Below are 26,141 nucleotides of genomic sequence, written 5' to 3' on the forward strand. Positions count from 1 at the left end.
CCCCTCGCAGCCCGATTTTCGGTTGTTGGTAGCTCTTCGACGCCGCTAAGGCTTCAGCGGTTGCCACCGTTCCACGTAAACCGTTCGCGGGGGTTCGAAATCCACCACAAGGACCTGAGTGCCGGTCGGGAAGCTCACCTCGGGGTCGGCCGCGTAGGCGTAGAAGGCCTCGGTGCCGCCGCGGACGCTGAGCAGCACCTCACCGATCAGGCCGGGGCCGACGGCGCCCGTGACGCGGCCTCGGTTGCCGATCATCCGCCGAAGCCCTGAATCTTCACCTTCGTGCCCTTCGGCACCAGCGAACCCGGTTGCGGGTCCTGCTGGAAGACGAAGTTGAAGCCGCCACCACCGTGGCCGCGGCCACCGCCGCCGCCCTGCTTGTCGACGTCGAGCCCGGCCTGCTTGAGGATCTTCTCGGCCTCGTCGAACTGCTTGAACCGCACGTCGGGCACCTGCACGGCGTTGGAGACGAAGACCCTCACCTGCTTGCTGCCCGGCGTGTTCGCCGGCGGGTCCGTCCGGGTGACGCCGCCGGCGGGGATCGTCTGCGAGAACTCCTCGCCTCCGTCCACCGGCTGGAACCCGGCCTGCTGCAGCAACTGGAACGCCTCGTCCTTCGGCCGGCCCGTGACGTCGGGCACGGGTGGGAGCGGTTCCGGGCCCTTCGACAGGACCACGGTGACCTGGCCGCCGATGTTCACCGGCGTGCCGGCCGCGGGGCTCACGCTCACGACGGTGCCCTGGGGCGCGGTGTCGCTGAACGCCGGTGTGCCCTGCGTGACGTTGAGCTGCTGGCCCTGGATCGCCTTCGTCGCGTCGGCCAGCGAGGTGCCGACCTGGATGTTCGGCACCACCGGCTTGCCCTTGGACACGACGACGGAGACGTTCGCGTCCTTCTCCAGCTGCGTGCCCTCGGCCGGCGTCACCTTGACCACGGTGTTGGCCGGCACGGTGTTGCTGAACTCCTGGCTGTACTGCGGCGTCAGGTTCGCCGCGCGCAGCTTGTCGCCGGCCTCGGCCTGCGTCAGGCCCACGAGCTTCGGCACGGCCGACGTGGTGGGCGCCGATTCGCTGAGGATGAACGCGAACGCCCCGATCAGCCCGCCCAGCACCAGCACGCCCACTGCGATCAGGGCGAACATCTTCCGCCGGTCGCGCGGTTTCGGCTCGCCGGCCGGCGGACGCGGGCGCCGTGGCGGAGGCGGGGTGGCCGGCGGGGGCACCGCGACCTGCTGCGTCGGCATCGGCTGGCCCGCGGGCGGCGACGGCGGCGGCCCGACCGGGACCGCCCGGGTCAGCGCGCGCGTGCCCTGCGGACCCGAGACCGGCATCGTCTGCTCGGTCACCGGGATGCGCGGCATGGTGCGCTCGGTGTCGGACATGCGGTCGCCGTCCGGCGGCGGGGGCACGGGCACCGGCACGACCGGCAGGCCCAGCTCCGTGCGCACGGCCTGCAGCTCGGCCAGGAACACGCCGGCGTCGGCCGGGCGCAGCTCGGAGTCGCGACGGGTGGCGCGCAGGATGAGGTCGTCGAGCGCGGGCGGCAGGTCGGGCCGCAGCTCGCTGGGGCGCGGCACGTCGTCATTCACGTGCCGGTAGGCGACCGACAGGGCCGTGTCGCCGGTGTAGGGCGCCTGGCCGGTGAGCATCTCGTACAGCAGGATCCCGGCCGAGTACACGTCGCCGCGGGCCCCTGTGACGCCCGTGGTGACCTGCTCGGGGGAGAGGTAGGCAACGGTGCCCAGGATGACGCTCGAGCTCGTGGTGCCCGCGCTGGCGACCGCGCGCACCAGGCCGAAGTCGCCGACCTTGACCACGCCGCCCGACAGGGCGCCGCTGCTGCGGCCGACGAGCACGTTCTCGGGCTTCACATCGCGGTGCACCAGCCCGGCGGCGTGCGCGGCGGCCAGGGCCGACAGCACGGGCTCGGCGATGCTCAGCGCGAGCGCGACGTCGAGCTTGCCCTGCTCGGACAGCAGGTCGCGCAGCGTCCCGCCGTCCACGAGCTCCATCACGAGGAACGCGAGCCCCGCGTCCTCGCCGGGCGGGACGTCGAAGCCCTGGTCGTGCACGGCCACCACGTTCGGGTGGTGCAGCTGGGCGGCCGAACGCGCTTCGCGCACGAAACGGTCCACGAACGAGCGGTCGTCGGCGAAGCGGGGATCCATGATCTTGATCGCGACCGCGCGGTCCAGCCGGGTGTCCATCCCCCGGTAGACCGACGACATCCCGCCCTGGGCGAGCAGCCTGTCCACGCGGTAGCGGCGTTCGAGCAGCGTGCCGACGAGGCTGGGGTGCGTGCGTGTCACGGCTGGCTATCGTACGGAACCACGCCCGCGTGGGTGAGGTGAGGCGGCGGGTCACCCGTGCGTACCAGTCGGGGAAGCGGTCGAATGTGGCACAGTGTCACGTGTGAGTGGGATTCCTGTCGCCGATGACGTCCTCGACTCCGCTGTCACCGTCCTTCCCCTGAACCAGGTGGCGGCCGTGCTCGGGATCTCGTCCAACAAAGTGCGCCAGATGCTGCGCGACGGTCATCTGATCGCCGTGCGCCGCAAAGGTGACCTGTACGTGCCCAGCGACTTCTTCGTCAAAGACGGAGTGGTCAAGGGCCTGGCGGGCACCATCACGGTGCTCGCGGACTCGGGGTTCAGCCGCACCGAGATGCTGCGCTGGCTCTTCGCGGCCGACGACACGCTGCCGGGCATGACACCCGTCAACGCGCTGCGGACGAGCCACGGCACCGAGGTGAAGCGGCGCGCCCAGGCCATGGCTTTCTAGGCTTTTCGCCTGATTCGCTCCGCGCCGGTCCGACCACGCGAGGTGATCGATCACGGCCTGCCGACGGCCGCCGTGTCCGCTGTCCGAAAGTTCTGTCCGAAACGCCCGAAGGCCTCCCCGCTCGCGCGAGGAGGCCTTCGGCGAACTTCGCGTGTCAGCCGTTGCGCTTGTCGCGCCAAGCGACCCAGTTCTTGAGGGCCGTGAGGTCGTAGTCGGGACCGCCGACGCCCACCGTGAACGTGCTCACGCCCAGCTCGACGAGCTTCGGGCCGAGCTCGTCCGGGTCGCCCTGCACACCGCAGGAGCGCTCGATCTCGAGCGGGTCGCGGCCGAGGTCCGCGCAGTGCTGGTCGAGGATCTTCACCTTGCGCTCGACGACCTCCGGGTCGCCGAAGCCGTGCCAGATGTCGGCGTGCTTGGCCACGAGCTTGAGGGTCTTCTTCTCGCCGCCACCGCCGATGAGCACGGGGATCTTGCGCGTCGGCGCCGGGTTCAGCTTGCCCAGGCGGGATTCGATGCGCGGCAGCGACTCGGCGAGGTTGTCGAGACGCCCGCCGGCGGTGCCGAACTCGTAGCCGTACTCGTCGTAGTCCTTCTCGAACCAGCCCGAGCCGATGCCGAGGATGAGCCGGCCGCCCGAGATGTGGTCGACGGTCCGGGCCATGTCCGCGAGCAGCTCCGGGTTGCGGTAGCTGTTGCACGTCACCAGCGCGCCGATCTCGACCCGGGACGTCGACTCCGCCCAGGCGCCGAGCATGGTCCAGCACTCGAAGTGCATGCCGTCGGGATCGCCGTAGAGCGGGTAGAAGTGGTCCCAGTTGAAGACGATGTCGGCGCCGATGTCCTCGGCCGCCGAGGCGGTGCGGCGGATGGTGTCGTAGTCGGCGTGCTGCGGCTGGAGCTGGAGCCCGATTCGCAGCCGCCGGTTCGAAGCGGAAGTCATGGCTCAGAGCCTACGCACGCGGCCGCGGGCCCACACGGTGAGCAGCTGCGGCGCAGCCACGGCCAGCCGGCGGCCCTTGCCGACGACCGCGCGCCGGTTGAGCACGTCGTAGTCCAGCGCCTCGATCTCGTCGAGGATGCCTTCGTACAGCGTGATCGCCGTCCGCACGCAGGGCCGGGATTCGGGACGCAGCAACGGAATTCCGGCTTCGGCGCGCCGGTACACCGCGCGGGCGCGCGACACCGCGACGGCGAGCGCGCGCCGCACGCGCGGGTCGGGCAGCCCGCGCCGGCGTGCTTCCACCAGCAGTTCGCGATCCACGCCGAACACCGAAAGTTCTTCCACGGGAAGGTAAAGCCGGCCGCGGTCGAGGTCTTCGCCGATGTCCCGTAAGAAATTCGTCAGCTGGAACGCCTCCCCGAGCGCCGCGGCGCCGGGTTCGGCTTCCGCCAAGGGACCGATGGTGCCGAACACCGGCAGCATCTGCAGCCCGATCACGCACGCCGAACCGTGGACGTACTCCGCCAGATCCGCGTACGTGGCGTACTCGGTGACGGTGAGGTCCATCCGCATCGAGTGCAGGAACGCGTCCACGAGCTCACGCCGGATGCCGTAGCGGCGCACGGTGTCGGCGAGCGCGGCCAGCACCGGATCGGCGGGCGCGCCCCCGTCGTAGACCTCGTCGACCATCCCGGCCACGTTGTCCAGCGCCGCCTTGGGATCGGTGCCGGGTTCGGGGTTGTCCACGAGCTCGTCGGCCATGCGCGCAAAGCCGTACAGCGCGTGCGCGGCCGGCCGGGCGCGCGCCGGCAGGAGCCGGGTGGCGAGGAAGAACGTGCGGCCGTGGTGGGCGTTGATGCGGCGGCATTCGGTGTACGCGGCGCGCAGGCCGGGGTCCGAGATGCCGGCGGCGTCCAGTTCTGTCACCGGCCGGTGATCCTTTCCGCGGCGAGACGTCCGGAGATCAGCACCGGCGGGATGCCGACGCCGGGGGTGGTGCCGCAGCCGGCGAGCACCACGTTGCCCGCGGCCCGCACGAGGTTGGCGGGCCGGAACGGGCCGGTCTGGGTGAACGTGTGGGCCAGCGAGAACGGTGTGCCCGCGGACATTCCGCGCGCGGCCCAGTCGGCGGGGGTCACGACCTCGTCGACGGTGAACTCGTCGGCGAACCCCGTGAGCCCGCGGGATTCCAGCGTGCGCAGCAGTTCCGCGCGGTAGGCGGGGCCGACGCGCGGCCAGTCGATGCGGCCGCGGCGCAGGTTCGGCGCGGGCGCGAGCACCGACACGATCTCGCCGCCGTCGCCCGCCAGCTCCGGTTCCGTCGCGGTGGGACGTGTGACGAGCAGCGAAGGATCGCTCATCAGCCGGCCTTCGCGCACGACCTCGGCGAACGTCCGGTCCCAGGCGCGGCCGAAGAAGATCGTGTGGTGCCCGAGCTGCGGCCACGACCGCTTCGCGCGCCCGTGCAGGACCACGGCCGAAGGCGAGTAACGCAGCGGAAGCACCCGGCTGGGCCGGGCGCCCAGCAGCCGGTACGCGGTGCCGAGCTCTGTGGCGAGCACCACCGCGTCGCACTCGATCCGCTCGCCCGAGCGGGTGCGCACGGCCCGCACCCGCGACGACACCCGTTCCAGCCATGCCGCTTCGGTGCCGAAACGCAGGTCGGCGCCCGCTTTCGCGGCGGCCGCGGCCATCGTGCGCGCGACCGCGCCCATGCCGCCGCGCGGGTAGTAGACGCCGCCGACGGTGTCCATGTACGCGATCACGCCGTACGCGCCGAGCGCCCGCGCCGGGTCCAGCCCCGCGTAGAGCGCCTGGAAGGAAAACAGCCGGCGCACGCGTTCGTCGCGCAGGAACCGCGCGACTTTCGGGCCGAGCCGCCCGAACCCGCCCAGCGCGGCGAGCTTCACCAGCTCCGGGCGCGCGAGGTCGAGCGGTGAATCGAAGTTGGCGCCGATGAAGTGGTCCTTCTGCGCCGCGTACAGGTCGGTGAGCCAGCGCCGCAGCGCGCGATAACCGGCGGCCTCGGCGGGGCCGGCGAACGCGCGGATCTCGGCCTCCATCGCGTCGCCGTCAGTGCGCAGCGCGAGCGTGCTGCCGTCGGCGAAGCGGGCGTGGTAGGCGGGGTCGAGCTGGGTGAGCGGCAGCGTGTCCGCCAGCGATTCGCCGACGGCGTGCAGCGCCTCCTCCACCAGTTCCGGCATGGTCAGCACGCTCGCGCCGGTGTCCACGACGTTGGCGCCGAAGTCCTGCTGCCCGGCGCGCCCGCCCGGCACCTTGCCCTGCTCCAGCAGCGTCACGCGACGGCCCGCGCCGAGCAGGTGCAGCGACGCCGAAAGACCGGCCAGCCCCGCTCCGACCACCACCACGTGGTCGGTGGGTCCGGAGACGGTCTTGGTCACGAGGTCCGCCGCGTCGCCTTGCCGACGAGGTCGGCCAGCGCGGCCGGAGCCGGCTCGGCCAGGTGCGCGCGCTCGAGGGCGGCCATCGCCGAGGCGGTGAGGTCGTCGATGCGGTGCTCCACGGCGTCGACCGCGCCGACGCCGGTCAGGGCTTCGCGCACGGCGTCGACGGCCGTGTCGGACAGGTCGGCCTTGCCGATGGCGCCGGCGATCACCTTGGCGGCGGTGCGGTCGCCCCGCTCGTCGGCCAGCTGCAGGCCCAGGGCCACGAGCAGGGTGCGCTTGCCCTCGCGCAGGTCGTCGCCCGCGGGTTTGCCGGTCACGGACGGGTCGCCGAACACGCCGAGCAGGTCGTCGCGCAGCTGGAACGCCACGCCGACGTCGCCGCCGAACTCGAGCAGCGTGTCGACGAGCCGGTCGTCGGCCCCGGCGAGGGCGGCGCCCAGGTGCAGCGGGCGCTGCACGGTGTAGGCGGCGGTCTTCAGCCGGTCGATGCGCAGCGCGGCCTCGGGCGACGCGTCGCCGACGGCCTGCGTGCGGACGTCGAGGTACTGCCCGGCCAGCACCTCCGTGCGCATGGCGCGCCAGGCCGGGCGGGCCTTCGCCAGCGTCTGGGCGGGCAGCGGGGCCTCGGCGAACATGTCGTCGGCCCACGCGAGCGCGAGGTCGCCGACGAGCACCGCCGTGGCCAGCCCGAACGTCGCGGGCGAACCCAGCCAGCCGTGGTCGGCGTGCACCTTGGCCGACGCGACATGCACGGTCGGGTTGCCGCGGCGCGAGTCGGAGGAGTCGATGAGGTCGTCGTGGATCAACGCGCACGCCTGGATCAGCTCGAGGCTCGCCACGACCTGCAGCGCGCCCTCGGCGGCTTCCCCGGACGCCGCCCCGCCGGCTCCGCGCCAGCCCCACCACGCGAACGTCGGCCGGATGCGCTTGCCGCCGCACATCACGAAGCCCGACAGCACGTCGATGCCCGCCGCGACACTCGGCTCCGTGCGCACGATCTCGTCGCCCGCACGGTCGAGGAACGCGGTCAGCGCACGCTCGACGTGGGCAGGCAGATCGTCGTCGAAACCGGGCACGTCCATGCCGCCATCATCCGGGGCGCGGGCCCGGCCGGTCGCGCCGGGTGCCCCCGATGTGGCGCACGAGACGCCGGATGCGGCTGACCGCCCGCGGGTGCTCAGGCCCACCCGGCCTGGCGTCGTCCTGGTGGTGGGCATCGGCGGCCGGGTCCCGCCCGCCGACGTGATGCCGGGTCTCCGGGAGCCCGGCAGGCCCGCTCAGCCGGTCCAGAACTCGCCGGGCAGCCCGGCGGCGGTGAAGTACGCGGCGGCTTCGGCCGGTTCCCGGCGCTGGTAGCCGTACTCCAGCCGCCCGGCGTACCAGCCTTCGGCCAGGCGCCACAGAGCCGGGAGGTCGAGCACGGCGCCCTTCTCCATCCCCGTGCGCTCGGTCCATTCGTCCACACAGGACTCGCCGCAGAACAGGCGCTGCACGGAACACGTGTGGCGCACGTCGTCCCACATCCGGGCGGTCGGCACGGGGAAATGGGCGACCTGCGGCCCTTCAGGCGGCGCTTCGCGGCTCACGACGAGGGCCGTGGGCTCGGTGCAGCACGGGCAGCGCGTGGCGACCAGCACTTCGGGCTCGGCGCGCACCAGGTGCGGGATCGCGAACGAGTCCCACGCGCAGCCGCCCCACCACAGCGTGCGCTCGCCCATCACGGAGAAACCCAGCGGAATCGCCGCGAACGGGTGGGCCAGCACCACGTGCTCGCACTCGTCGAGGACCAGGTGGCGGGCGTCGGCGAGGCGGTGCAGCGCCTGCTTGGCCACGGCGAGCGAACCGTGGGCCGCGTCGGCCAGCTCCGGTGCTGTGGGCGCGCGTCCGTGGGCGGCGAAGGCCTGGTACACGGCCACTCGCACGTCTTCGTCCCAGGCGGTGTCGTCTTCGCGGCTCATGACTGGCTCCTCGCCGGAGGGTGCGAGTCCGACGGTACCCGTGGCCAAGGCCACGCGCCGCGGCTCCCAGCGTCCGGTTCCGCCCACTAACATGTCCTTTCATGACGTCGGTGATCGAGCGGTTGCAGGGGGACGGGCCCCGGTTCTCCATCGAGTTCTTCCCGCCCCGCGACGAGGCCGACGAGGCTGTGCTGTGGCGCTCCATCCGAGAGCTCGAGCCGTTCGACCCGGCGTACATGTCGATCACCTACGGCGCGGGCGGCTCGAGCCGCGACGGCACGATCCGCAGCATCGCCCGCGTCGCCACGGAGACCACGCTCTGCCCGATGGCGCACCTGACCGCAGTCGACCACTCGGTGTCGGAGCTGCGCAACGTGATCGGCTGGTACGCGGCCGTCGGCGTGCGCAACATCCTCGCGCTGCGCGGCGACCCGGCAGGCGAGGTCTACGGCGACTGGGTGCCGCACCCCGAAGGCCTGACGTACGCCGAGGAGCTGGTGGAGCTCATCCGCTCGCTGGGCGACTTCTGCGTCGGCGTGTCGGCGTTCCCCTACGGCCACCCGCGGTCGCCGGATCTGGAGTCGGACACCAAGTACCTCGTGCGGAAGTTCCGCGCCGGGGCCGATTTCGCCATCGCACAGCTGTTTTTCGAGGCCGAGGACTTCCTGCGGCTGCGCGACCGCGTGGCCGCCGCGGGCTGCGACGCGCTGGTGCTGCCCGGCATCATGCCGCTGACCACGCTGCGCACCCTGCACACCACGATCAAGCTCTCCGGCGCGCCGGCGTCGCAGCGGCTGCTCGACCGGCTGGAACCCCTTTCGGACGATCCGAAGGCGTTCCGCGCGGCCGGGATCGACGCTGTCACCGAATTGGGTGAGAAACTGATCGCCGAAGGCGTGCCGGATCTGCACTTCTACACGTTCAACCGGTCCAAGGCCACGCGCGAGGTGGTGACGCGCCTCGGGCTCGTGCCGGCGCGCGCGTAAGTCCGTACCCCCGGCAGGGCCCAGGCCGGTACGGTTCGGCCCATGGCTTCCACCGAACACAGCGTGCACGGGATTTCCGACCGGTACGTCGACGACTACGCGGCCGTGGACCCGGTCGCCGCCACCATGCTCGGCGTCGCGGGATACGACGACCAGCTCACCGATTACTCGCCCGCCGGCCACGCGGCCCGGGCCGCGCTCGCGGCGAAGGCGCTCGCGGAGGTCACCGCCGCCGAGCCCGCCGACGCGGGGGAGCGGGTCGCGAAGGCGGTGTTCACCGAGCGCGTGGGCCTGGACGTGGAGATCCACGACGCCGGTCTCGACGTCGCCGCGCTGAACGTGATCGCGAGCCCGGTGCAGGACCTGCGCATGGTGTTCGACCTGATGCCGATGGACACGCCCGAGCAGTGGGCCGACATCGCGGCCCGCCTGAAGAAGGTGCCCGACGCACTCGCGGGGGTGCGCGCGTCGCTGCTGACCGCGGCCGACGCGGGGCGTGTGTCGGCACTGCGGCAGGTGGGCAAGGTCGCCGAGCAGTGCGAGACCTACGCCGGCCTCGGCGAGGGGCCGAGCTTCTTCACCGGCCTCGTGGGCAGCGCCGGCGAGGTGGGTGCTGCGTTGTCCGGCGACCTGCGGGCGGGCGCCCGCGCGGCCGACGAGGCGTTCGCGGAGTTCGCGGGCTTCCTCCGCGCCGAGCTCGCGCCGAGGGCTCCGGCCAAGGACGCCGTGGGCGAGGACGTCTACCGGCTGTGGTCGCGCTACTTCATCGGTGCCGAGCTGGATCTGCGCGAGGCGTACGAGTGGGGCTGGCACGAGTTCGCCCGCATCGACACCGAGATGCGTGCGGTGGCCGAGCGGATCCGCCCGGGCGCGTCCGTCGCGGAAGCCGCCGAGGCGCTCGACGCCGACCCGCGCTACCGCGTTCAGGGGCGTCCGCAGTTCGAGGCCTGGATGCAGTCGCTGTCCGACGAGGCCCTGAAGTCCTTGCGCGGCAAGCACTTCGACATCCCCGACCGGCTCATGGCGCTGGAGTGCCGCATCGCCCCGCCGGGCGGCGGCGTCGGCGCGTACTACACCGGGCCGAGCGAGGACTTCACCCGTCCGGGGCGGATGTGGTGGTCGCTGCCGGCGGACAAGGACGAGTTCACCACCTGGCGCGAAGTGTCCACTGTGTACCACGAGGGCGTGCCGGGCCACCACCTGCAGATCGCGACGGCCGTCAACCAGGCCGCGTCGCTCAACAAGTACCAGCGGCTCATGACCTTCATCTCCGCCCACGGCGAAGGCTGGGCACTGTATTCCGAGCGCCTCATGCAGGAACTCGGCTACTTGTCGGACGACGGCAACCTCCTGGGCATGCTCTCGGAGCAACTGTTCCGCGCCGCCCGCGTCGTGGTCGACCTCGGCATGCACCTGGAACTGGAAATCCCGCGCGGCACGGGTTTCCACGAGGGCGGACCTCGGCCTGGAGTTCCTGCTCACGCGCACCATCACCGACCAGGCCCACGTCCGCGACGAGATCGACCGCTACCTCGGCTGGCCCGGCCAGGCCCCCGCGTACAAACTCGGCGAACGCCTCTGGCTCGCCGCCCGCGACGACGCTCGCCGGCGGCTGGGGGACGCGTTCGACATCAAGCAGTTCCACACGCGGGCGCTGGAGATGGGCGGGATGGGGCTGGACACGTTGCGGGAGCAGCTGGCTTTGCTGAACTGAGTCGCCGGGGTTTCCGCGCGGGGTGTCCAGCCTGGTTTGCCCGCGCAGCCCCGAATTCCCGAGTTGTCCACAGCTGCCTCGAGTTGTGGACAGCTCGGCCCCAGATCGGCTCGACGCCGGGTTTTGTCGGTGGGGGCCGATAGAATGGACATGGGCGCGCCCCCCTCGGGGAGGGCGGGGGAGGTCCGCCGCTGGTGGTGGCCTTGCAATAGGGCTGCGAGCGCCATCTTCCCTTGCTCCACCCCAAAACCCATGGCCCCACCATCGCCCCACCCCCTAGACTCCCGCCCGTGCACCGGATCTTCCTCGTCACCCCACCCCCCGCGCTCTGAGCGGGGTGGTGTCCGCCGCGTGAGTCCGCCACAGGACCCCGCGGCTGATCAGTGCTGCACGAAACTGCACGAAAAACCGCCCCGCGTCGTCGATGTCCGAAATCCTTCGACGCTGGAGCGTTGTCCATGTCTGTTGTCCTGTCCGAGCGCGCCCGTGGGTCGGTCGCGCTCGTCGTCGCCGGGGTGTTGTGGGGGACCGGGGGGTTGGCCGGGTCGTTGCTCGGGCAGCTCGCCGGGTTGCACCCGCTGGCCGTCGCCGCGTATCGGTTGCTGCTGGGGGGTGCGGCGGCGATCGCGGTGTCCGGCAAGGGGATTCCGCGAACGCGCACGCAAATCAAGCGCGTGCTCGTCGTCGGCGCGTTGTTCGCGTTTTTCCAGACGACCTACTTCGCCGCCGTCGCGCTCGGGTCGGTCGCCACGGCGACCATGACCACCATCGGCGCCGCGCCCGTCATGCTGACCATCGCCACGGCGATCCGGAAGCGCCGGGCACCGCGGTCCTGGACCGTGCTGTCGGTCGTCGGCTCGCTGATCGGCCTGGTGCTGCTGTCCTGGGAGCCGCACGTCGAAACGTCGAATGCAGCCATCGTCCTGGCCCTCGCCGCGGCCGCCGGGTTCGCCGTCCTCACCACCCGCCCGGTCGACGACCCCCTGGCCACCACCGCGTACGGCTGCCTCACCGGCGGCCTGCTGCTCGCCCCGGCCGCCCTCACGCTGGGCATGGCGCTGCCCGCCCGGCCCGACGTGCTGCTCGTCGCCGTCTACTTCGGCGTCGTGCCGACTGCGCTCGCGTACGCCGCGTACTTCAAGGGCCTCACCACGGCCCACCCTGTGCTCGGCGCGCTTTCGGCGCTGCTCGAACCACTCACGGCGACGATCGTGTCCGTCGCCTTCCTCCACGAGCACCTGAGCCCGCAGGCCTGGGGCGGCGCGGCTCTCCTGACCGCGGCGCTGGCCGTCGGCTACTGGCGCCCGGAACCTACTTCGGGTCGAGCGGCAGCGGACGGCCGAGGATCGCGAACGGACGCGGGTCGCCCGTGAACTGGTAGTCGCGCAGCACGTCGAGGAAGCCGGTGCGCCGGTACAGCTTCCACGCCCGGCTGGTGCCTTCGGGCGTGGACAGCAGCACGTGGGCGTTCGGGACGCCGTCGAGCAGCCGGCGCAGCAGATCCTCGCCGATCTGCTTGCCCTGGCTCTCGGGGCGCACGTGGATCTCGGTGAGCTCGAAGTAGTCGCTCATCCACCGCTCGGCCTCCTCGGGGCCGGAGCGGCGGGTGAGGCCGTGGCGCACCTGCTCGTGCCACCACTGCCCGGCGCGGCCCTTGTACCCGTAGGCGAGGCCGAGCAGCACGTCGTCGGCGTCGAGGGCGGCCACGCAGCGCCAGCCCTCGCGCAACGCGTGGGTGAGCCACATCGGCGCACGCTGCTCGGCCGTGCCTTCGGGGTACTGCATGGCCTTCACGTAGATGGCCAGGGCTTCGGGCAGGCGTGTGCGGAACTCGTCCGCGGACAACTGCACGTATCGGGAACACCCGGAGGACATGGCGGTCACGGCTGTCCATCCTCCACTCCCGCCGCGAGCGCGCCCGGGGTGCCCCCGGTCAGCTCGACGAGCCCGTCGAACGTCGTCGGGAACACCGACTTCGGGTGCCCGGCCGCGGCCCACACCTCGTCGTACGCGCGCAGGGCCGTGTCCACGAGCGTCACGAGCCGCCGGGGGTGCCCGACGGGGGCGACGCCGCCGATGGGCTGGCCGGTGTGCTCACGCACGAAGTCCGCGTCGGCCTTGCCCACCTCGGCGAGGCCGGCGAGCGCGGCCAGACGGGCCGGGTCGGCTCGGTGCGCGCCGGAGGTCAGGGCGAGCAGGGCCGTCTCCTCGCCACCGGCCGTGCGGGCGCGGAACACGAGGCTGTTGGCGATCGCGCCGACCTCGACCCCGAGCGCTTCGGCGGCCTGGGCCGCGGTGCGGACCTCGGCCGGCAACACGCGCACACCCTCGGCGGCGGCCTGCTGGCCTGCTTCGCTCAGAGCGGCTGTGACCTTGGCGACGGCGGGATGGTCGAGGGAGCTCATCCGGTTATGAGATCACGCCGACGGCACCGTGTCCCGCACCACGTCCCCGGATTCCACCGGCGGGGTTGAGAGAACGCGGCACCGGGGGTTACTCTGGAAATCGTTCGAACAGACGTTCGACATCCGGTGAGTGTTCACCGGCAGGTGCCCGGCGAGGGGCGGGGGAAGCGCCCCGCAGCCGAGCACCTGCCGGACTCGCCCGAGCGGGAGGAGGGTCGTCATGTCCGTCTCGGTCGTGTCCCCTGACCCCGGGCAGCCCCAGCTGCCCCTGTCGCTGCGCCCGCCGGCACCCCCGGCGGCGGCCACCCTGCTCGCCCAGGCCAAGCGTGGTCTGGCCGACGCCGAAAACGAACGTGATCCCGCCGAGCGGTTCATCGGCGCCTACCTCTCGGCTCTGCGCGGTGCGGCGGCGGTGCTCGCCGTGCGCGGTCGGCCACGCCGGGGCCGCGGCCGTCCCGCCAGCGGCTGGGTGCTGCTCGACGCCGTGGCGCCGGAGCTGCAGGAGTGGTCTGCCTTCTTCGCGGCCAACTCGGCCACGCGCGCGGCCGCCGAAGCCGGCATCACCGGAAAGGTCACGGCCGAGTCGGCCGCGAACCTGCTGCGCGCCACCGGTCTGTTCCTCGAGCTGGTCCGCCGGCTCGTCCACGGCCTGCCCATCTCCGGCCAAGCCCATGTCGCGTGAGCTCGGTCCGGTCGACCACGGCCGGTTGCTCGAAGCGCTGGAGATCGAAGCGCGCGTGCTGGGGGAGGTGGCGCACGCGGCGTCGGCCGAGGCGCCGGTGCCCACGGCCCCCGGCTGGACGCTGGGGGAGCTGCTGCGCCATGTCGGCAGCGTCCACCGCGTTACCCTCGGCTGGCTGCGCGAGGGCCACAAGCCCGCGCAGTGGCAGCGCATGCCGCGCCAGGACGAAACGGTCGCGGAGTACTACGCCTCGGGCTGCGACGCGCTGATCGCCGAGCTGGCCGCCCACGACCCGGCCGACCACGCGGCCACCTGGTGGGCTGCCGACCCGACCTACGGCTTCTGGCGCCGCCGCACGCTCCACGAAACGCTCGTCCACCGCGTCGACGCCGAGCGCGCCGCCGGCGTCGACCACCCGGCCGTGCCCGCCGACCTCGCCACCGACGGCGTCGACGAGGCCCTCACCCTGTACTTCGGCCACAAGCTCGCCCTGCTCGGCCTCACCGGCACCCGCCACGGCACCGTCGGCATCCGGACCGGCGGGCACAGCTGGATCGCCCGCGCAGGCCCCGAAACCATGGACGCGTGGCGCTGCTCGCCCGAGGAGGCCCAGTCCGCCGACGAACTCGTGAGCGGCGACCCGGCCAACGTCTACCTCTGGCTGTGGGGCCGCGCCGCCCCGACCGCCGTCGTCTCCTCGCGCGGCCACGACCTGGCCGCCCAACTCTGGGCCTTGCTGCGGCTGGCCACCCGCTGAACCGGAAAGTGGGGAAGCTTCCCCGGTTCCTGTCGGTGGTCGCCGCTACCTTCGGCTCATGACGACGCCCCGCCGGACCGTCGACAGCCTGATCTTCGACAGCCTCGCCGTCGACGCAGTGCGGCCCCTGGACCTCGCCGGGTTCTGGGCCGCGCTGCTGGGCTGGCAGCAGCACGGCCCGGACGTGCGGCCCCCGGACACCGACGGCTGCGAGTTCGCGCTCGCCTTCGTCCCCGAAACGACCGCCAAAACGCACAAGAACCGGCTCCACCTCGACCTCGCCAGCCGCACCCTCGGCCACCAGCGCGAGGTAGTGGCCGAGGCTCTTGCGCTCGGTGCGCGGCTGGTGGACCTCGGTCAGGGCGACGTCCCTTGGGCGGTTCTCGCCGATCCCCAGGACAACGAGTTCTGCGTGCTGGAGCCCCGCCCCGAGTACGCCGACACGGGCGCTCTCGCCGCGCTCGTCGTGGACTCCCGTGGCCCCATCGGCCTCGCCGGCTTCTGGTCGGCGTTGATCGGGTGGCCGGTGACGTCGACCCTCCCGGAGATCACCGGTGTGCGCAGCCCTTCGGGGCGCGGGCCGGCGATCGAGTTCCTGCTCTCGTCGGACGCCAAGCACGGCCGCAATCGCCTGCGCCCCGTGCTGCGCACCTCACCGGGTGAGCCGGCCGAAGCCCGCGATCCCGAAGGCAACGAGTACACGCGCACGCCCTGAAAGTGCACGGTTTCGGTACTGCCGGGAGGACGTCGGTCGGCGAATTCCTGCGCACGATGCTGGAGTCGCACGCGCGGCGAACCTGACCGCGCGGCCGCTTCCGGCGTGAACCCACCGCCGCTGACCACCTTCGCGGCCACCACCCTGCCGATGGCTATTGTCCGACAATCGACAGTTGACTGCCTCACCGTCGAGCAATGACAGTGTGCGTCATGGTGACCAGCAGTGATCACGGAGTCCGCGCCGTCCGAGCGCGGATGCGGGAGCTCCTCGCGCGGCCCGGGTGTGTGGTGGCGCCCGGGTGTCATGACGCGCTCGCGGCGCGGATCGCGCAGGACGAGGGGTTCGAGGCCGTCTACCTGTCCGGCAACGCGGCGTCCGCGGGGCTGCTCGGGCGGCCGGACGTCGGGCTCGCGGATCGGCACGAGATGACCGAGCGAGCACGCTGGGTGACGAGTTCGCTCGATCTCCCGGTGCTCGCCGACGCCGACGCCGGGTACGGCGACAGCCACGCCGTCGCGCGCACGGTGCGCGAGTTCGAGGCGGCGGGCGTTGCCGGGATCCACGTCGAGGACCAGGATCTGCCCAAGCGCTGCGGAGCGATGGAGGGCGTCCGGATCGTCCCCTTCGAAGACGCCGTCGCGAGGCTGCGCGCGGCCCTGAAGGCCCGCACTGACCCCGACTTCCTCATCATCGCCCGCACCGACGCGCTCGCCCTCGGCGACGAGGCCGAAGCCGTGCGGCGGGCCGAGGCGTTCGCCGAGGAGGGCGCCGACCTGGTGATGGTCGAGGACGTCCGGTCCGAGGATCAGGTGCGCCGGCTGCCGAAGCTGCTGCCCGGCGTGCCGCTGCTGTTCGACGCGTTCGAGGTGTGGCCCTGGACGCTGCGGGACACGGCCGAGCTCGGCGAGCTGGGTTACAAGATCGCGATCATGTGCCTGTCCACCACGCTCGCGTACGCGCAGGCCGCCCGCACGGTCCTGCGCGCCATCCGCGACGAGGGGTCCACTCGCGGCGTACTCGACACCCTCATGCCGCTGGCCGAGTACGAACGCGTGCTCGGCATCGCAGAGTTCGAGAGCGAGGCGAAATGACCGTCACCCTCGTCACCGGCGGAGCCGGCGGCTTCGGCCGCGAGATCGGCGCCCGCCTGGCCGCCCGCGGCGACGACGTTGTGCTCGTCGACCGCGGTGACGCCGCCGCGGCCGCCGCCGAGCTGCCGCGCAGCCCGGGGCAGCGCCACCTCGGCCTGCACTGCGACCTGCGCGACGAAGGTTCCGTCGCCGCCGTCTTCGCCGTGACCGAACGCGAGCTCGGCAGCGTGGACACGCTCGTGAACAGCGGCGGCGTCCGCGAAATCGTCAGCATCCTCGACATCACCCTGGCCGAGTGGGACGACGTGCTCGCGACCAACCTCACCGGCACCTTCCTCACCTGCCGTGAGTTCGCCCGCCGCGCGGTGTCCGAAAAGGACGGAAAACCCCGCGCCATCGTGAACATCGCCTCGGTCGCCGGCCTCACGGGCATCAGCAACCGCCCGGCGTACTCCGCGAGCAAACACGGCGTCATCGGCCTGTCTCGCAACCTTTCCACGGATCTGGGCCGCTTCCGCATCCGCGTGAACGTGGTCGCGCCGGGCACGATCCGCACGCCGATGACCGAGAGCTACTACCACGACCAGGACTTCGTCGACTCGCTCACCGCCGTCGTGCCGCTCGGCGCGGGCGGCACGGCCCGCGACGTCGCCGACGCCGTCGCTTTCCTGTCCGGCCCGGAGAGCGGCTTCATCACCGGAGCCGTGTTGCCCGTCGACGGCGGCTGGTCGGCGGAGAAGAGCTACAGCGTCAACACCAACAGCGCCTACCACGGGAACAACCGATGAGCGGGCTCCTCGAACGGCGGACGCTGCGCCAGCAGCTCGTGGACAGCCTCCGAGCCGAAATCGCCTCCGGTGAGCTGGGCGCGGGCAGCGCGCTGGTCGAAAACGCGCTCAGCGAACGGTTCCAGGTCAGCCGCGGCACGGTCCGCGAGGCGCTGCGCGAGCTGCACGACCAGGGTCTGGTGGTGCAGCGGCCGCGCACCGGCACGTTCGTGCGCCGGCTCAGCCCGGCCGACATCACCGAGATCTACGACGTGCGCGCCGCGCTGGAAGGGCGCGCGGCCGTGGCGATCGCGCGCTCACCCCTGTGGGACGACTACGCCGACCAGCTCGAACGCCACGTCGACGAGATGCACCGCGCCCGCGCCGGCACGTTCCTCGACCGCATCCGCCTCGACCTCGAGTTCCACCGCCTGCTGTGCAAGCTGTCCGGCAACAACACGCTCGCCCAGGCGTGGGAGCACCTCGTGACGCAGATGCTCTCGGTCCACGCCGGCATGGGCGAATCGCTGGTCCTTCCGCTGATGGCCGCGGAAGACCACCTGGTGTTCGTCGACGCCATCCGCTCGCGCGAACCCGCCCGGATCCAGGCCACCTTCGACGAGATCATGGCCCACTCCGCGGCCCAGCTGCTCGCTTCGATGCGCGACCCGGCCCGCGGCACCACCGGCTACTCCGATTCCACCCTCCACTAGATCCCCGGTACTCGACGAGGAGACCGACCATGGACCCCGAAACCCCCACCACCCCCGTGCCGCAGAGACCCCGTGAGGACGAACCACCCGGCTCGGCCCCGGCCAAGGTCGTCGCCGCCAGCATGATCGGCACCACGCTGGAGTTCTACGACTTCATCGTCTACGGCACGGTCGCCGCGCTGGTCTTCAACAAGCAATTTTTCCCGGCGGCGGCGCCCGGTGTCGGGACGCTGCTCGCGCTCTCGACGTTCGCCGTCGGCTTCCTGGCCCGCCCGCTCGGGGCCGCGTTGTTCGGTCACCTCGGTGACCGCGTCGGCCGCAAGCGCACGCTGATGCTCACGCTCGTGATCATGGGCGGCGCCACGGTCGCGATCGGTGTCCTGCCGCCGTACGCGGCCATCGGCTACTGGGCACCGCTGCTGCTGGTCGTGTTGCGTGTGCTCCAGGGCGCGGCGGTCGGCGGCGAATGGGGCGGCGCGGTGCTGCTGATCGGGGAACACACGGCGAAGGGCCGCCGCGGCTGGGCGACGAGCTTCGCGCAGCTCGGTTCGCCGCTGGGCCTGCTGCTGTCCAACGGCGTTGTGCTCGGCACGGTCGCGCTCGCCGGCAGCGACCGCTTCGCGAGCTGGGCCTGGCGGATCCCGTTCCTGCTCAGCTTCGTGCTCATCGTGATCGGTGTCGTGCTACGCCGCACCGTCGAGGAATCCCCGGTGTTCCAGCAGATGCAGGTGCGCCAGAGCACCGCGAAGTCACCCGTGGCCGAGGTCCTGCGCCGCCACTGGGCGCGGCTGCTGCTCGCGATCGGCGTCACCGTGGTGTCCTTCGGCGGCTATTACGTCTTCACCACCGTCGGGCTGGCGTACGTGAGCTTGAAGAAGATCCCCAGCTCCTACGGCCTCTACGGCACCGTGATCGGCGCCGCGCTCACCGTGCCGGTGATCCTCGGCTCCGGCGCGCTGTCCGACCGCGTGGGCCGCCGTCCGCTCTACGCGGTGTCGGCGGTGCTCATGGCCGGTTGGGCGTTCGCCTTCTTCCCCTTGCTGGACACAGGTTCCGCAGCGCCGGTCGTGATCGCCTTCGCCACCGGCATCGTCGCCTGGAGCGTGCTCTACGGCGCGCAGGGAGCGTTCCTGTCCGAGCTGTTCCCGTCGCGCGTGCGCTACACCGGCGCGTCGATCGCGTACCAGGTCACCGGTGCGCTCGGTGGGCTCGTGCCGCTGCTTTCCCTGTCCCTGCTGCAATCCCTGGGCACTACGGTCGCGATCTCGGTGTTCGTGGCGCTGACGGCGGTCGTCACGCTCGTGGCGCTGCGGCTGGCACCGGAGACCTACCGGATGCCCGACGACGGGGGCCGCGCATGACCGCCGGCCTCACCCACCACCACGCCGACCTGGGCGACGTGCGCCTGCACTACGTCACGGCCGGGCACGGGGAACCCGTGGTGCTGCTGCACGGCTGGCCCCAGACGTGGTTCTGCTGGCGCCACGTGCTGCCCCTGCTCGCCGGCGACTTCACGATCGTCGCCCCTGACCTGCGCGGGCTCGGCGACTCCTCGCGGCGCGCGGGCGGGTACGACACGCGCACGGTCGCGTCGGACATCGACCGCTTGATGCGGGAAGAGCTGCGAGCCGAGCGGTTCCACGTGATGGGTCACGACTGGGGCGGGCTCGTGGCCTACGCCCTCGCCGCGCACTTCCCGGGCCCGGTCCGCACCCTGACCATCGTCGACGTCGCGATCCCCGGCGACGGCAGTCCCGGCATCAACCAGGGCGGCCGCCGCTGGCACCACGAGTTCCACCGGACGCCCGGCCTGCCCGAGGCGCTGATCGCCGGGCGGGAAGAGCTCTACCTCGGCTGGTTCTACGACCACTACGGCCATCGCGCTGACGTGATCACCGCTGAAGACCGTGTGGAGTACCTGCGCACCTATACGCGGCCCGAGACGTTGAGCGCGGGGTTCGAGTACTACCGCGCGATCGACCAGGACGCCCGCGACAACGCCGCCCGAGCCGCCGAACAACGCGTCGACGTGCCGGTGCTGGCCGTCGGCGGCGCGAGCGGCTGGGGCCGGGGCGCCGAGGTCGAGGCGTCGGTCTCCCGGCTGGCCGACGATGTCACCGGCGCCGTCGTGGCCGAAGCCGGGCACTGGGTGCCGGAGGAGCAGCCGGGCGAGCTGGTGCGGTTGTTCCGCGAGTTCACCGCGCGGAACGCTCCACAGTAGACGGTTCACCGCCCCACGGACTCCACCGGTTCCTGCGGCCGCCCCCGCGGCCGCAACGCCTCTGCCGCGAACATCCGGTGCAGCAGCTGGATCGCGACCGAGCCCTCTCCCACCGCCGACGCCACCCGCTTCACCGAACCGTGCCGCACGTCGCCCGCCGCGAACACGCCGGGCAGGCTCGTCTCCAGTGGCAACGGGTCCCGCGAGAGCGGCCAGGCGCGCAGGTCCGGGCCGGTCACGATGAAGCCGCGGTCGTCGCGCTCGACCTCCGGGGGCAGCCAGTCGGTGTGGGGGTGCGCGCCGATCATGACGAAGAGGGCGTCGGCGGGGGCGGTGGCCGAGCGGCCGGTCCGGCGGTCGCGAAGCACGAGGTGGTCGAGCCAGCCGGTGCCGCCTCCGTCGACGATCTCGGTGGCGAGGCGAACGCTGAGCCGGGGCGTGGCCTCGATTTCCCGCGCGAGGTAGTGCGACATGCCGGACCCCAGCGACTCACCGCGGATCACGAGTGTGACCTGGCCGGCGTACCGCGCCAGGTACAGCGCGGCCTGGCCGGCCGAGTTCCCGCCGCCGACGACGTAGACCTCGCGGTCGGTGACACCGGGCGCCTCCGAAGCCGGACCGCCGTAGTAGACGCCGGCCCCGTTCAACGCCTCGAGGGCCGGCACGCCCAGCCGGTGGTAGGTGGCGCCCAGCGCGAGCAGCACCGCGCGGGACCGCACCCGCGTGCCGTTGGACAGCGTGATCGAGAGCTCGTCGTCGCGCCGCAGCTCGGCCGCCCGCTGCATGAACACGAACTTCGCCCCGAACACCCACGACTGGTCGTACGCCTGCTGCGCCAGCCGGCGGCCGCTGACGCCCCGGGGGAAACCGAGGTAGTTGCGGATCAGTGAACTGGACGTCGCCTGGCCCCCGAGCCCGCCCTCGTCGACGACCAGCGTGCCGAATCCTTCCGACGCGCCGTACATGGCCGCCGACAGCCCGGACGGGCCCGCCCCGATGATCACGAGGTCGAACTCCATGCGGTCCGGGTTGACCGGGGCGCCCGAGGCCACGGCGATGTCGGCGTCGGTGGGGTTGCGCAGGACCGTGCCGTCGGGGAAGACGACGATCGGGAGCTCGCCCGGCCCGGCCTGGGCGATGCGGGCGCGTCCTTCGTTCGAGTCGGCGAGGGAGAACGAGTGCGGGATCGCGCACCGCCCGAGGACCTCCCGCAGCCGGTAGGCCCGGCCGGACCAGGTGTCGCCGACCACGTGGATCGTGTAGGGCGACGTCCGCCGCAGCTCGGTCCATTCGAGCAGCAGGTTCGAGATCGCGTGGTGGAACACCTCGTCCGGCGCGGCCAGCGGCCTGAGCACGTAGTGGTCGATGTGCCCGCGCGCGATCGCGTCGAAGATCGCCTCGCCCGTGGCCCGGTCTCCCCATTCGCCCCAGGCGATCAGCAGTCCGCGTTTCGCGTGCGGGTGCAGCCGACGCGCCTGGGCCAGCAATTCGCTGCCCGTCGTACCGGAAAGCCATTGACCGGCAAGGACGAGCGCGACGTCTTCACCATCCGCGGCGAGTTCTTCGAGCAGCGACAACGCTTCCTGCGCCGAGCCCAGGCTCACGATGCGGTAGTGGCGCGCGTAGCGCTCGCGCAGTTCCCGGTCGACGTCACGCAGCGCATCCGCGTTCTCGTCGACGGCGAGAAGCACGGCGCCGGACATGCACCCGACAGTAACGGCGATCCACACTCGCGCGAACGCGTGGTTTTTCAGAGGCCGTCAGGCCCGGAACACGAACACCCCGCCGTCCTCGCCGTGCCGCGGCCACCCCGGGTCACCGGTCGTGGCGAAAGCCACCCACGCCGCCTGCACCCGATCCGCCAGCTCACGCGGCGGCGTCGGCCCTTCGAGGCCGGACAACCCGAGGTTGCCGAACACGAACCCCAGCTCCAGCCCGTGCGCCGCGCCCACACCGGGCAACGGCGAGGGCCACGCGAACTCGTACACGAAAGCCGGCCGCGCCCGGGCGATCTCCGCGACCGGACGGCGGAACAGGGCGTCGGTCAGCACGTCGGCGTAGAGCTCGACCGGCGTGGTCCCTTCAGGAGCGGCTTCGACCGCAAGACCCAGCTGCCCCAGTAGCTCCGTCACGTCCGAGTGCGAAACACCGTCCGGAAGTGACGCGCCGGCCAGCGCCAGCAGCTCGTCGGCGTTCGTCCCGATCAACAGATCCACCCCGCCGCCGCGCACGACCACGTCGAACGGCGGTTCGGCCAGTACCTCCCCGTCCACCACCGGCAGGAACGGCTGCGCGGCGGCCACGGTCGTCGCACCCCAGCGAGCGGGGTCGAGGTCGGCCGTGAGGTCCGCGACGGCCGCCGTCGACAGCGCGGCGAGCTGCTCCGGCTCGACGCGCGCGAACCCCGCCGCCGTCGGCTCCACGCCGGCCGCGCGGGCGATCTCGCCGGTGACCAGAAGCGCGTCGGACGCGGAAAGCGCGGCCCGCGCGCTGGCACTCTGCACGATCGCCCGCCGGAACAGGCCGCGGTCCGTCGCCACGTGCGCCAGCGTCGCGCCCGCGCCCGCCGACGTACCGAACAACGTCACCGCGTCCGGATCCCCGCCGAACGCCGCGATACTGGAGCGCACCCACTCCAGCGCCGCGACCTGGTCGAGCAGCGCGCGGTTCGCGACCGCGTCCGGCAGCAGCGCGAAGCCTTCCGCGCCGAGCCGGAAGTTCACCGACACGAACACGACCCCGCGCCGCGCGAAGGCGGCGCCGTCGTAGATCGGCATCGCCGACGAACCGGTGACGTTCGAGCCACCGTGCAGCCACACCAGCACCGGCAGTCCGGCCGCGTCCTGGTCGGGCGTCCACACGTTGAGGTTGAGGCAGTCCGGCCCCTCGACCACCGGCTCCGCCAGGAACGAACCCGGCAACGGCACCGAAGGCGCGGTCGGCCCGAACTCGAGCGCGTCACGCACGCCGTCCCACGCCTCCGGCGCGCGCGGCGCCCGGAACCGCGCCTCGCCGAACGGCGCGGCCGCGTAAGGGATGCCGAGGAACCGCGTGACGCCTTCGCGCACGCTGCCCCGCACCCGGCCGTACGGGGTGGTGACGACGGGATCGGTCATCCCCCCATCGTTACCAGCGCCGGGCCCGCACCGGGGCGCGGCTGCCCGAATCGCCAGGGATTCCTGTCCCGAACGCACGAACCCCCGGCCGGCGGTGATGCCGGCCAGGGGCCCGTGTCATGACTCAATAAGTGACTCAGCCGTCCGACTCGGCCGACGGGATGTACGCACCCGGCACCTGATCCGGCGAGAAGACCTTGTTCTCGCCGGGGTACGGGGTCTTGAACCCGTGCGTCTGGTACCACGTGAAGTGGTTCATCTGCGCGGGGTTGGCGTAGTCCGCCGTCGCGTTCGGACCGGTGAGGCGCTGGTTCTTCTGCCACGCCGACCACTGCGAAGCGACCTGCTGCTTGTCCGCCGGCACCGCGGTGTCGGGCTGGACGGACGCGAACTGCGGAGCCACCACGTCCGGACCGCACGACGGCTGCGTCGCGAGGCCGCCCGTGAGCGACGTGCGGTTCGCCACCGCGTTGAACGGCGTGAGGTTCGGCTTGCTCGTGAACGCACTCGCCATCGGGGTGGCCGCGCTGTCCTTCTGGTTCATCGGCTGGATCCCGAGGATCTGCTCGATCGTGCGAACCATCGTGATCTGCGAGTAGTACGTGCTGTCCACGGCACCGTGCTGGGCGTACGGGCTGATGATCTGGATCGGCGCCCGGTGCCCGTCGACGTGGTCCAGCCCGGCCTGGGAGTCGTCCTCGACCACGAAGATCGCGGAGTCCTTCCAGTACTGGCTGTGTGAGATCGTGTCGACGATCTTGCCCACGGCGAGGTCGTTGTCCGCGACCTGCGCGGCGGCGTTCGCAGGACCACCGGTGTGGTCACTGGAAAGCCAGAACATGTTCAGGTTCGCGGGACCGTTCTTCTCGAAGTCCTGCTGCCAGATCTGCTCCCGGTAGACGTCCGGCACGCTGGTGTCGAACTTCGGGAAGCCGTGCACCGACACGTCGTTGAGCGACGGGATCGGCGACGACGACACGAGCGGGTAGGCGCTGGGCTCACCCGTCGCGGCCATGTTCTTGCTGTCGCAGTACAGGTTCTGCCACGACGCGCCCGAAGGCTTGGTCAGGAACTGCTGGAACTCGCCGAAGTCGCGGACGGTGTTGCCCGCGGCCTCCGCGCCCGACCACAGCGTGCCGGAGGCCTGGTGGCCCAGCACGTCGTCCTCGGTGTCGTAGCTGCGCAGGTACTCGCCGGCCGAGGACTCGGTGTACTCCGGGTCGTCGGCCTGCATGAGCCAGTTGTGGCCCTCGGCGGAGTTCGTGCCGATGTCGTACGTGTTGTCGTACAACCCGAACTGCTGCGTCAGCGCGTGCTGGTTCGGCGTCACGTTCTCGCCGAACTGCGCGAGCGCCGCGTCGCCGTTGCCAGCCGCGATGTCACCGAAGACCTGGTCGTAGGTCCGGTTCTCCTTGACGAGCAGGAACACGTGCTTGATCGGGGACGGGTCGCCGAGGCGAGCCGGCACCGGCACGGGCTTCTTGTTCTTGCCGTTCGCCACCTGGACGGCGTTGTTCGTCCAGCCGTTCTGCTTGAACACCTTCGGCGTGTACGACTTGATCGTCCGGTCGTCGGGCAGCTGGAAGCGCTGCACGCTGGACGTCGTGTCGTGCGTGCCGTGCCCGGCGGCCGTGGTCGGGCGCTGGGCGTCGATGCCGCGGGTGTTGGACACGACGATGTCCTTGCCCACCGTGGCGATCGCGGTCGGGAAGTAGTCCGTGGGCAGCAGGCCGATGTAGCTGGCCGGGTCCTTCGGGCTGTCGTACTTGTACACGGCGATCGCGTTGGCGCGGCCCAGGGTCACCAGCAGGTGCCCGTCCTTGGTGAGCGTGATGCCGTCGGGCTCGTACCCGACTGTGGCCTCGGGCCACGGCTGGGTCGCGATGGTCTGGGTGACCTTGTCCTTGCCCGAGTCGATCACGGACACGTTGTTGCTCGACGTGTTCGCGACGAACACCGTGCCGTTGCTGGCGTACACCGCGGTGGGGTGGAGCCCGACGTTGATGGTGGCCACGGCGGCGGCCTGCTTCGCGGTGTTGATCACCGAAACCGTGCCGGTGGTGGAGGCACCCGTGAACGGGTCGGCCGGCACCTGGGTGTTGTACGAGTTGATCGTCGTCTCACCGGGGAGCGGCATCCGCCCGCCCTCGTTGCTGACGTAGAGCTTGTTGCCCACCAGCACGAGGTCGCGCGGCGCGATGCCGGTGTTCCAGCTCTGCTGGACGGCGCCGGTCGACGCGTTGATGGCGACCACGCGGTTCTGGCCGTTCACGGCGGCGTACACGACGGCGCCGTCGGGCGAGAACACCGCCTGGGCGACCAGGGCGTGCTTGGGTCCGTCGGCGGGGATCTTGACGGAGACGGGGTTGGCGAGCGAGCCGTCGGCGTTCACCGAGAACTTGGTGTAGCCGTCGGTCTGGGCGAGCCACAGGAACTTGCCGTCGGGGGAGTACGACGGGCCTTCCTGGCCGACGTCGCTGCCGGCGATCTTGAGGTTGACCTTCGCCGAGGTGCCGATCAGCTGCTGGACCTTGTAGCTCTTGAGGTCCACGATCGTCAGCGCGGCGTCGCCGTCGGTGGTCAGCGCGGCGAGGTGCGTGCCGTCCGGGCTGATCTTCGACGCCATGATCTTGCCGTCGTTCACGACCAGCCGGTCGCCGATCGGGTCGAGGTACTGGTCGCTCGAGACGACCAGCCCGTCCTTGGTGTTCTGGCCGACATGCTGCTGGCCGAACTCCTGCGTCGACGCGGTGCCGATGCCGGAGCCCGTCACGACCAGGGCGAGCGTGGCGGTTCCGGCGGTGACGAGGCGGATCTGACGCGATCTGCCGGTGCCGGACCTGGCTCTCCCTGCACGCCTGCGGCGGCGTGTTACCTGCAT

The 26,141-nt window shown here is 71.8% G+C and carries 23 protein-coding genes and 1 pseudogene; 12 read left to right on the forward strand and 12 right to left on the reverse strand.

The window, feature by feature from the left end:
• Positions 1 to 45 precede the first annotated feature (45 nt).
• Positions 46 to 255 carry a hypothetical protein gene (locus tag K1T34_RS29630; protein ID WP_220238050.1) on the reverse strand — a complete coding sequence of 70 codons (210 nt, stop codon included), beginning with the start codon at positions 253 to 255 and terminating at the stop codon, positions 46 to 48.
• On the reverse strand, positions 252 to 2,309 hold the full coding sequence (locus K1T34_RS29635; protein WP_220238051.1) for a Stk1 family PASTA domain-containing Ser/Thr kinase: 2,058 nt from the start codon (positions 2,307 to 2,309) through the stop codon (positions 252 to 254). Before K1T34_RS29635 ends, K1T34_RS29630 begins: the two co-directional genes overlap by 4 nt.
• Positions 2,310 to 2,412: 103 nt before the next feature.
• Between K1T34_RS29635 and K1T34_RS29640 the strand changes: the two genes are divergently transcribed.
• Positions 2,413 to 2,781, forward strand: a complete 369-nt coding sequence (locus K1T34_RS29640) for an Rv2175c family DNA-binding protein (protein WP_220238052.1) — start codon at positions 2,413 to 2,415, stop codon at positions 2,779 to 2,781.
• 154 nt (positions 2,782 to 2,935) lie between these two features.
• Here K1T34_RS29640 and K1T34_RS29645 read toward each other — a convergent pair whose 3' ends face one another.
• From K1T34_RS29645 to merB, 5 genes are all read right to left on the reverse strand, one after another.
• Positions 2,936 to 3,724 carry an LLM class F420-dependent oxidoreductase gene (locus K1T34_RS29645; protein WP_220238053.1) on the reverse strand — a complete coding sequence of 263 codons (789 nt, stop codon included), beginning with the start codon at positions 3,722 to 3,724 and terminating at the stop codon, positions 2,936 to 2,938.
• Positions 3,725 to 3,727: 3 nt separating this feature from the next.
• Complete coding sequence (locus K1T34_RS29650) at positions 3,728 to 4,651, reverse strand: phytoene/squalene synthase family protein (protein ID WP_220238054.1); 924 nt, start codon at positions 4,649 to 4,651, stop codon at positions 3,728 to 3,730.
• Positions 4,648 to 6,126 (reverse strand): phytoene desaturase family protein, encoded by a 1,479-nt coding sequence (gene crtI, locus K1T34_RS29655; RefSeq protein WP_220238055.1) that lies wholly within the window; start codon positions 6,124 to 6,126, stop codon positions 4,648 to 4,650. Before crtI ends, K1T34_RS29650 begins: the two co-directional genes overlap by 4 nt.
• Positions 6,123 to 7,214 (reverse strand): polyprenyl synthetase family protein, encoded by a 1,092-nt coding sequence (locus K1T34_RS29660; protein WP_220238056.1) that lies wholly within the window; start codon positions 7,212 to 7,214, stop codon positions 6,123 to 6,125. Before K1T34_RS29660 ends, crtI begins: the two co-directional genes overlap by 4 nt.
• Before the next feature lie 195 nt (positions 7,215 to 7,409).
• Positions 7,410 to 8,090 (reverse strand): organomercurial lyase, encoded by a 681-nt coding sequence (gene merB, locus K1T34_RS29665; RefSeq protein WP_220238057.1) that lies wholly within the window; start codon positions 8,088 to 8,090, stop codon positions 7,410 to 7,412.
• Between the two features lie 101 nt (positions 8,091 to 8,191).
• Between merB and K1T34_RS29670 the strand changes: the two genes are divergently transcribed.
• The 3 genes and pseudogenes from K1T34_RS29670 (at position 8,192) to K1T34_RS29680 (ending at position 12,163) form a co-directional block, all read left to right on the forward strand.
• Positions 8,192 to 9,076: a methylenetetrahydrofolate reductase gene (locus K1T34_RS29670; RefSeq protein WP_220238058.1), complete on the forward strand. Its 885-nt coding sequence runs from the start codon at positions 8,192 to 8,194 to the stop codon at positions 9,074 to 9,076.
• 42 nt (positions 9,077 to 9,118) lie between these two features.
• Positions 9,119 to 10,790, forward strand: a pseudogene (locus K1T34_RS29675) (DUF885 domain-containing protein).
• 458 nt (positions 10,791 to 11,248) lie between these two features.
• On the forward strand, positions 11,249 to 12,163 hold the full coding sequence (locus K1T34_RS29680; RefSeq protein WP_220238059.1) for a DMT family transporter: 915 nt from the start codon (positions 11,249 to 11,251) through the stop codon (positions 12,161 to 12,163).
• Here K1T34_RS29680 and K1T34_RS29685 read toward each other — a convergent pair.
• Together K1T34_RS29685 and K1T34_RS29690 are read right to left on the reverse strand one after the other, a co-directional pair.
• Entirely contained in the window at positions 12,102 to 12,674 is a 573-nt protein-coding gene (locus K1T34_RS29685) for a GNAT family N-acetyltransferase (protein WP_220238060.1), read from the reverse strand. The genes K1T34_RS29680 and K1T34_RS29685 overlap by 62 nt on opposite strands.
• Positions 12,671 to 13,195 (reverse strand): YbaK/EbsC family protein, encoded by a 525-nt coding sequence (locus K1T34_RS29690; protein WP_220238061.1) that lies wholly within the window; start codon positions 13,193 to 13,195, stop codon positions 12,671 to 12,673. The genes K1T34_RS29685 and K1T34_RS29690 overlap by 4 nt, the downstream gene beginning before the upstream one ends.
• A gap of 220 nt (positions 13,196 to 13,415) precedes the next feature.
• Here K1T34_RS29690 and K1T34_RS29695 point away from each other — a divergent pair, with 220 nt between their 5' ends.
• The 8 genes from K1T34_RS29695 (at position 13,416) to K1T34_RS29730 (ending at position 20,144) form a co-directional block, all read left to right on the forward strand.
• Positions 13,416 to 13,877 carry an SAV_6107 family HEPN domain-containing protein gene (locus K1T34_RS29695; RefSeq protein ID WP_220238062.1) on the forward strand — a complete coding sequence of 154 codons (462 nt, stop codon included), beginning with the start codon at positions 13,416 to 13,418 and terminating at the stop codon, positions 13,875 to 13,877.
• Complete coding sequence (locus K1T34_RS29700) at positions 13,867 to 14,634, forward strand: maleylpyruvate isomerase N-terminal domain-containing protein (RefSeq protein ID WP_220238063.1); 768 nt, start codon at positions 13,867 to 13,869, stop codon at positions 14,632 to 14,634. The genes K1T34_RS29695 and K1T34_RS29700 overlap by 11 nt, the downstream gene beginning before the upstream one ends.
• A 58-nt stretch (positions 14,635 to 14,692) precedes the next feature.
• Entirely contained in the window at positions 14,693 to 15,349 is a 657-nt protein-coding gene (locus tag K1T34_RS29705) for a VOC family protein (protein ID WP_220238064.1), read from the forward strand.
• Positions 15,350 to 15,561: 212 nt separating this feature from the next.
• Positions 15,562 to 16,443 carry an oxaloacetate decarboxylase gene (locus K1T34_RS29710; RefSeq protein WP_220238065.1) on the forward strand — a complete coding sequence of 294 codons (882 nt, stop codon included), beginning with the start codon at positions 15,562 to 15,564 and terminating at the stop codon, positions 16,441 to 16,443.
• Complete coding sequence (locus K1T34_RS29715; protein WP_220238066.1) at positions 16,440 to 17,231, forward strand: SDR family NAD(P)-dependent oxidoreductase; 792 nt, start codon at positions 16,440 to 16,442, stop codon at positions 17,229 to 17,231. Before K1T34_RS29710 ends, K1T34_RS29715 begins: the two co-directional genes overlap by 4 nt.
• Entirely contained in the window at positions 17,228 to 17,923 is a 696-nt protein-coding gene (locus K1T34_RS29720; RefSeq protein ID WP_220238067.1) for a GntR family transcriptional regulator, read from the forward strand. Before K1T34_RS29715 ends, K1T34_RS29720 begins: the two co-directional genes overlap by 4 nt.
• Before the next feature lie 29 nt (positions 17,924 to 17,952).
• Positions 17,953 to 19,284, forward strand: a complete 1,332-nt coding sequence (locus K1T34_RS29725) for an MFS transporter (RefSeq protein ID WP_220238068.1) — start codon at positions 17,953 to 17,955, stop codon at positions 19,282 to 19,284.
• The gene (locus K1T34_RS29730) at positions 19,281 to 20,144 is read left to right on the forward strand and encodes an alpha/beta fold hydrolase (protein WP_220238069.1); all 864 of its coding nucleotides are present in this window, start codon (positions 19,281 to 19,283) and stop codon (positions 20,142 to 20,144) included. Before K1T34_RS29725 ends, K1T34_RS29730 begins: the two co-directional genes overlap by 4 nt.
• A gap of 5 nt (positions 20,145 to 20,149) precedes the next feature.
• Here the strand turns inward: K1T34_RS29730 and K1T34_RS29735 are convergent, their stop codons facing one another.
• The 3 genes from K1T34_RS29735 to K1T34_RS29745 form a co-directional block, all read right to left on the reverse strand.
• Positions 20,150 to 21,847, reverse strand: coding sequence for an FAD-dependent oxidoreductase (locus tag K1T34_RS29735; RefSeq protein ID WP_220238070.1), 1,698 nt, complete (start codon positions 21,845 to 21,847; stop codon positions 20,150 to 20,152).
• 57 nt (positions 21,848 to 21,904) lie between these two features.
• Positions 21,905 to 23,260 carry a carboxylesterase/lipase family protein gene (locus K1T34_RS29740; protein ID WP_220238071.1) on the reverse strand — a complete coding sequence of 452 codons (1,356 nt, stop codon included), beginning with the start codon at positions 23,258 to 23,260 and terminating at the stop codon, positions 21,905 to 21,907.
• A 136-nt stretch (positions 23,261 to 23,396) separates the two neighbouring features.
• On the reverse strand, positions 23,397 to 26,141 hold the full coding sequence (locus K1T34_RS29745) for an alkaline phosphatase family protein (protein ID WP_220238072.1): 2,745 nt from the start codon (positions 26,139 to 26,141) through the stop codon (positions 23,397 to 23,399).

The sequence above is a fragment of the Amycolatopsis sp. DSM 110486 genome, assembly GCF_019468465.1.
Classification (GTDB): domain Bacteria; phylum Actinomycetota; class Actinomycetes; order Mycobacteriales; family Pseudonocardiaceae; genus Amycolatopsis.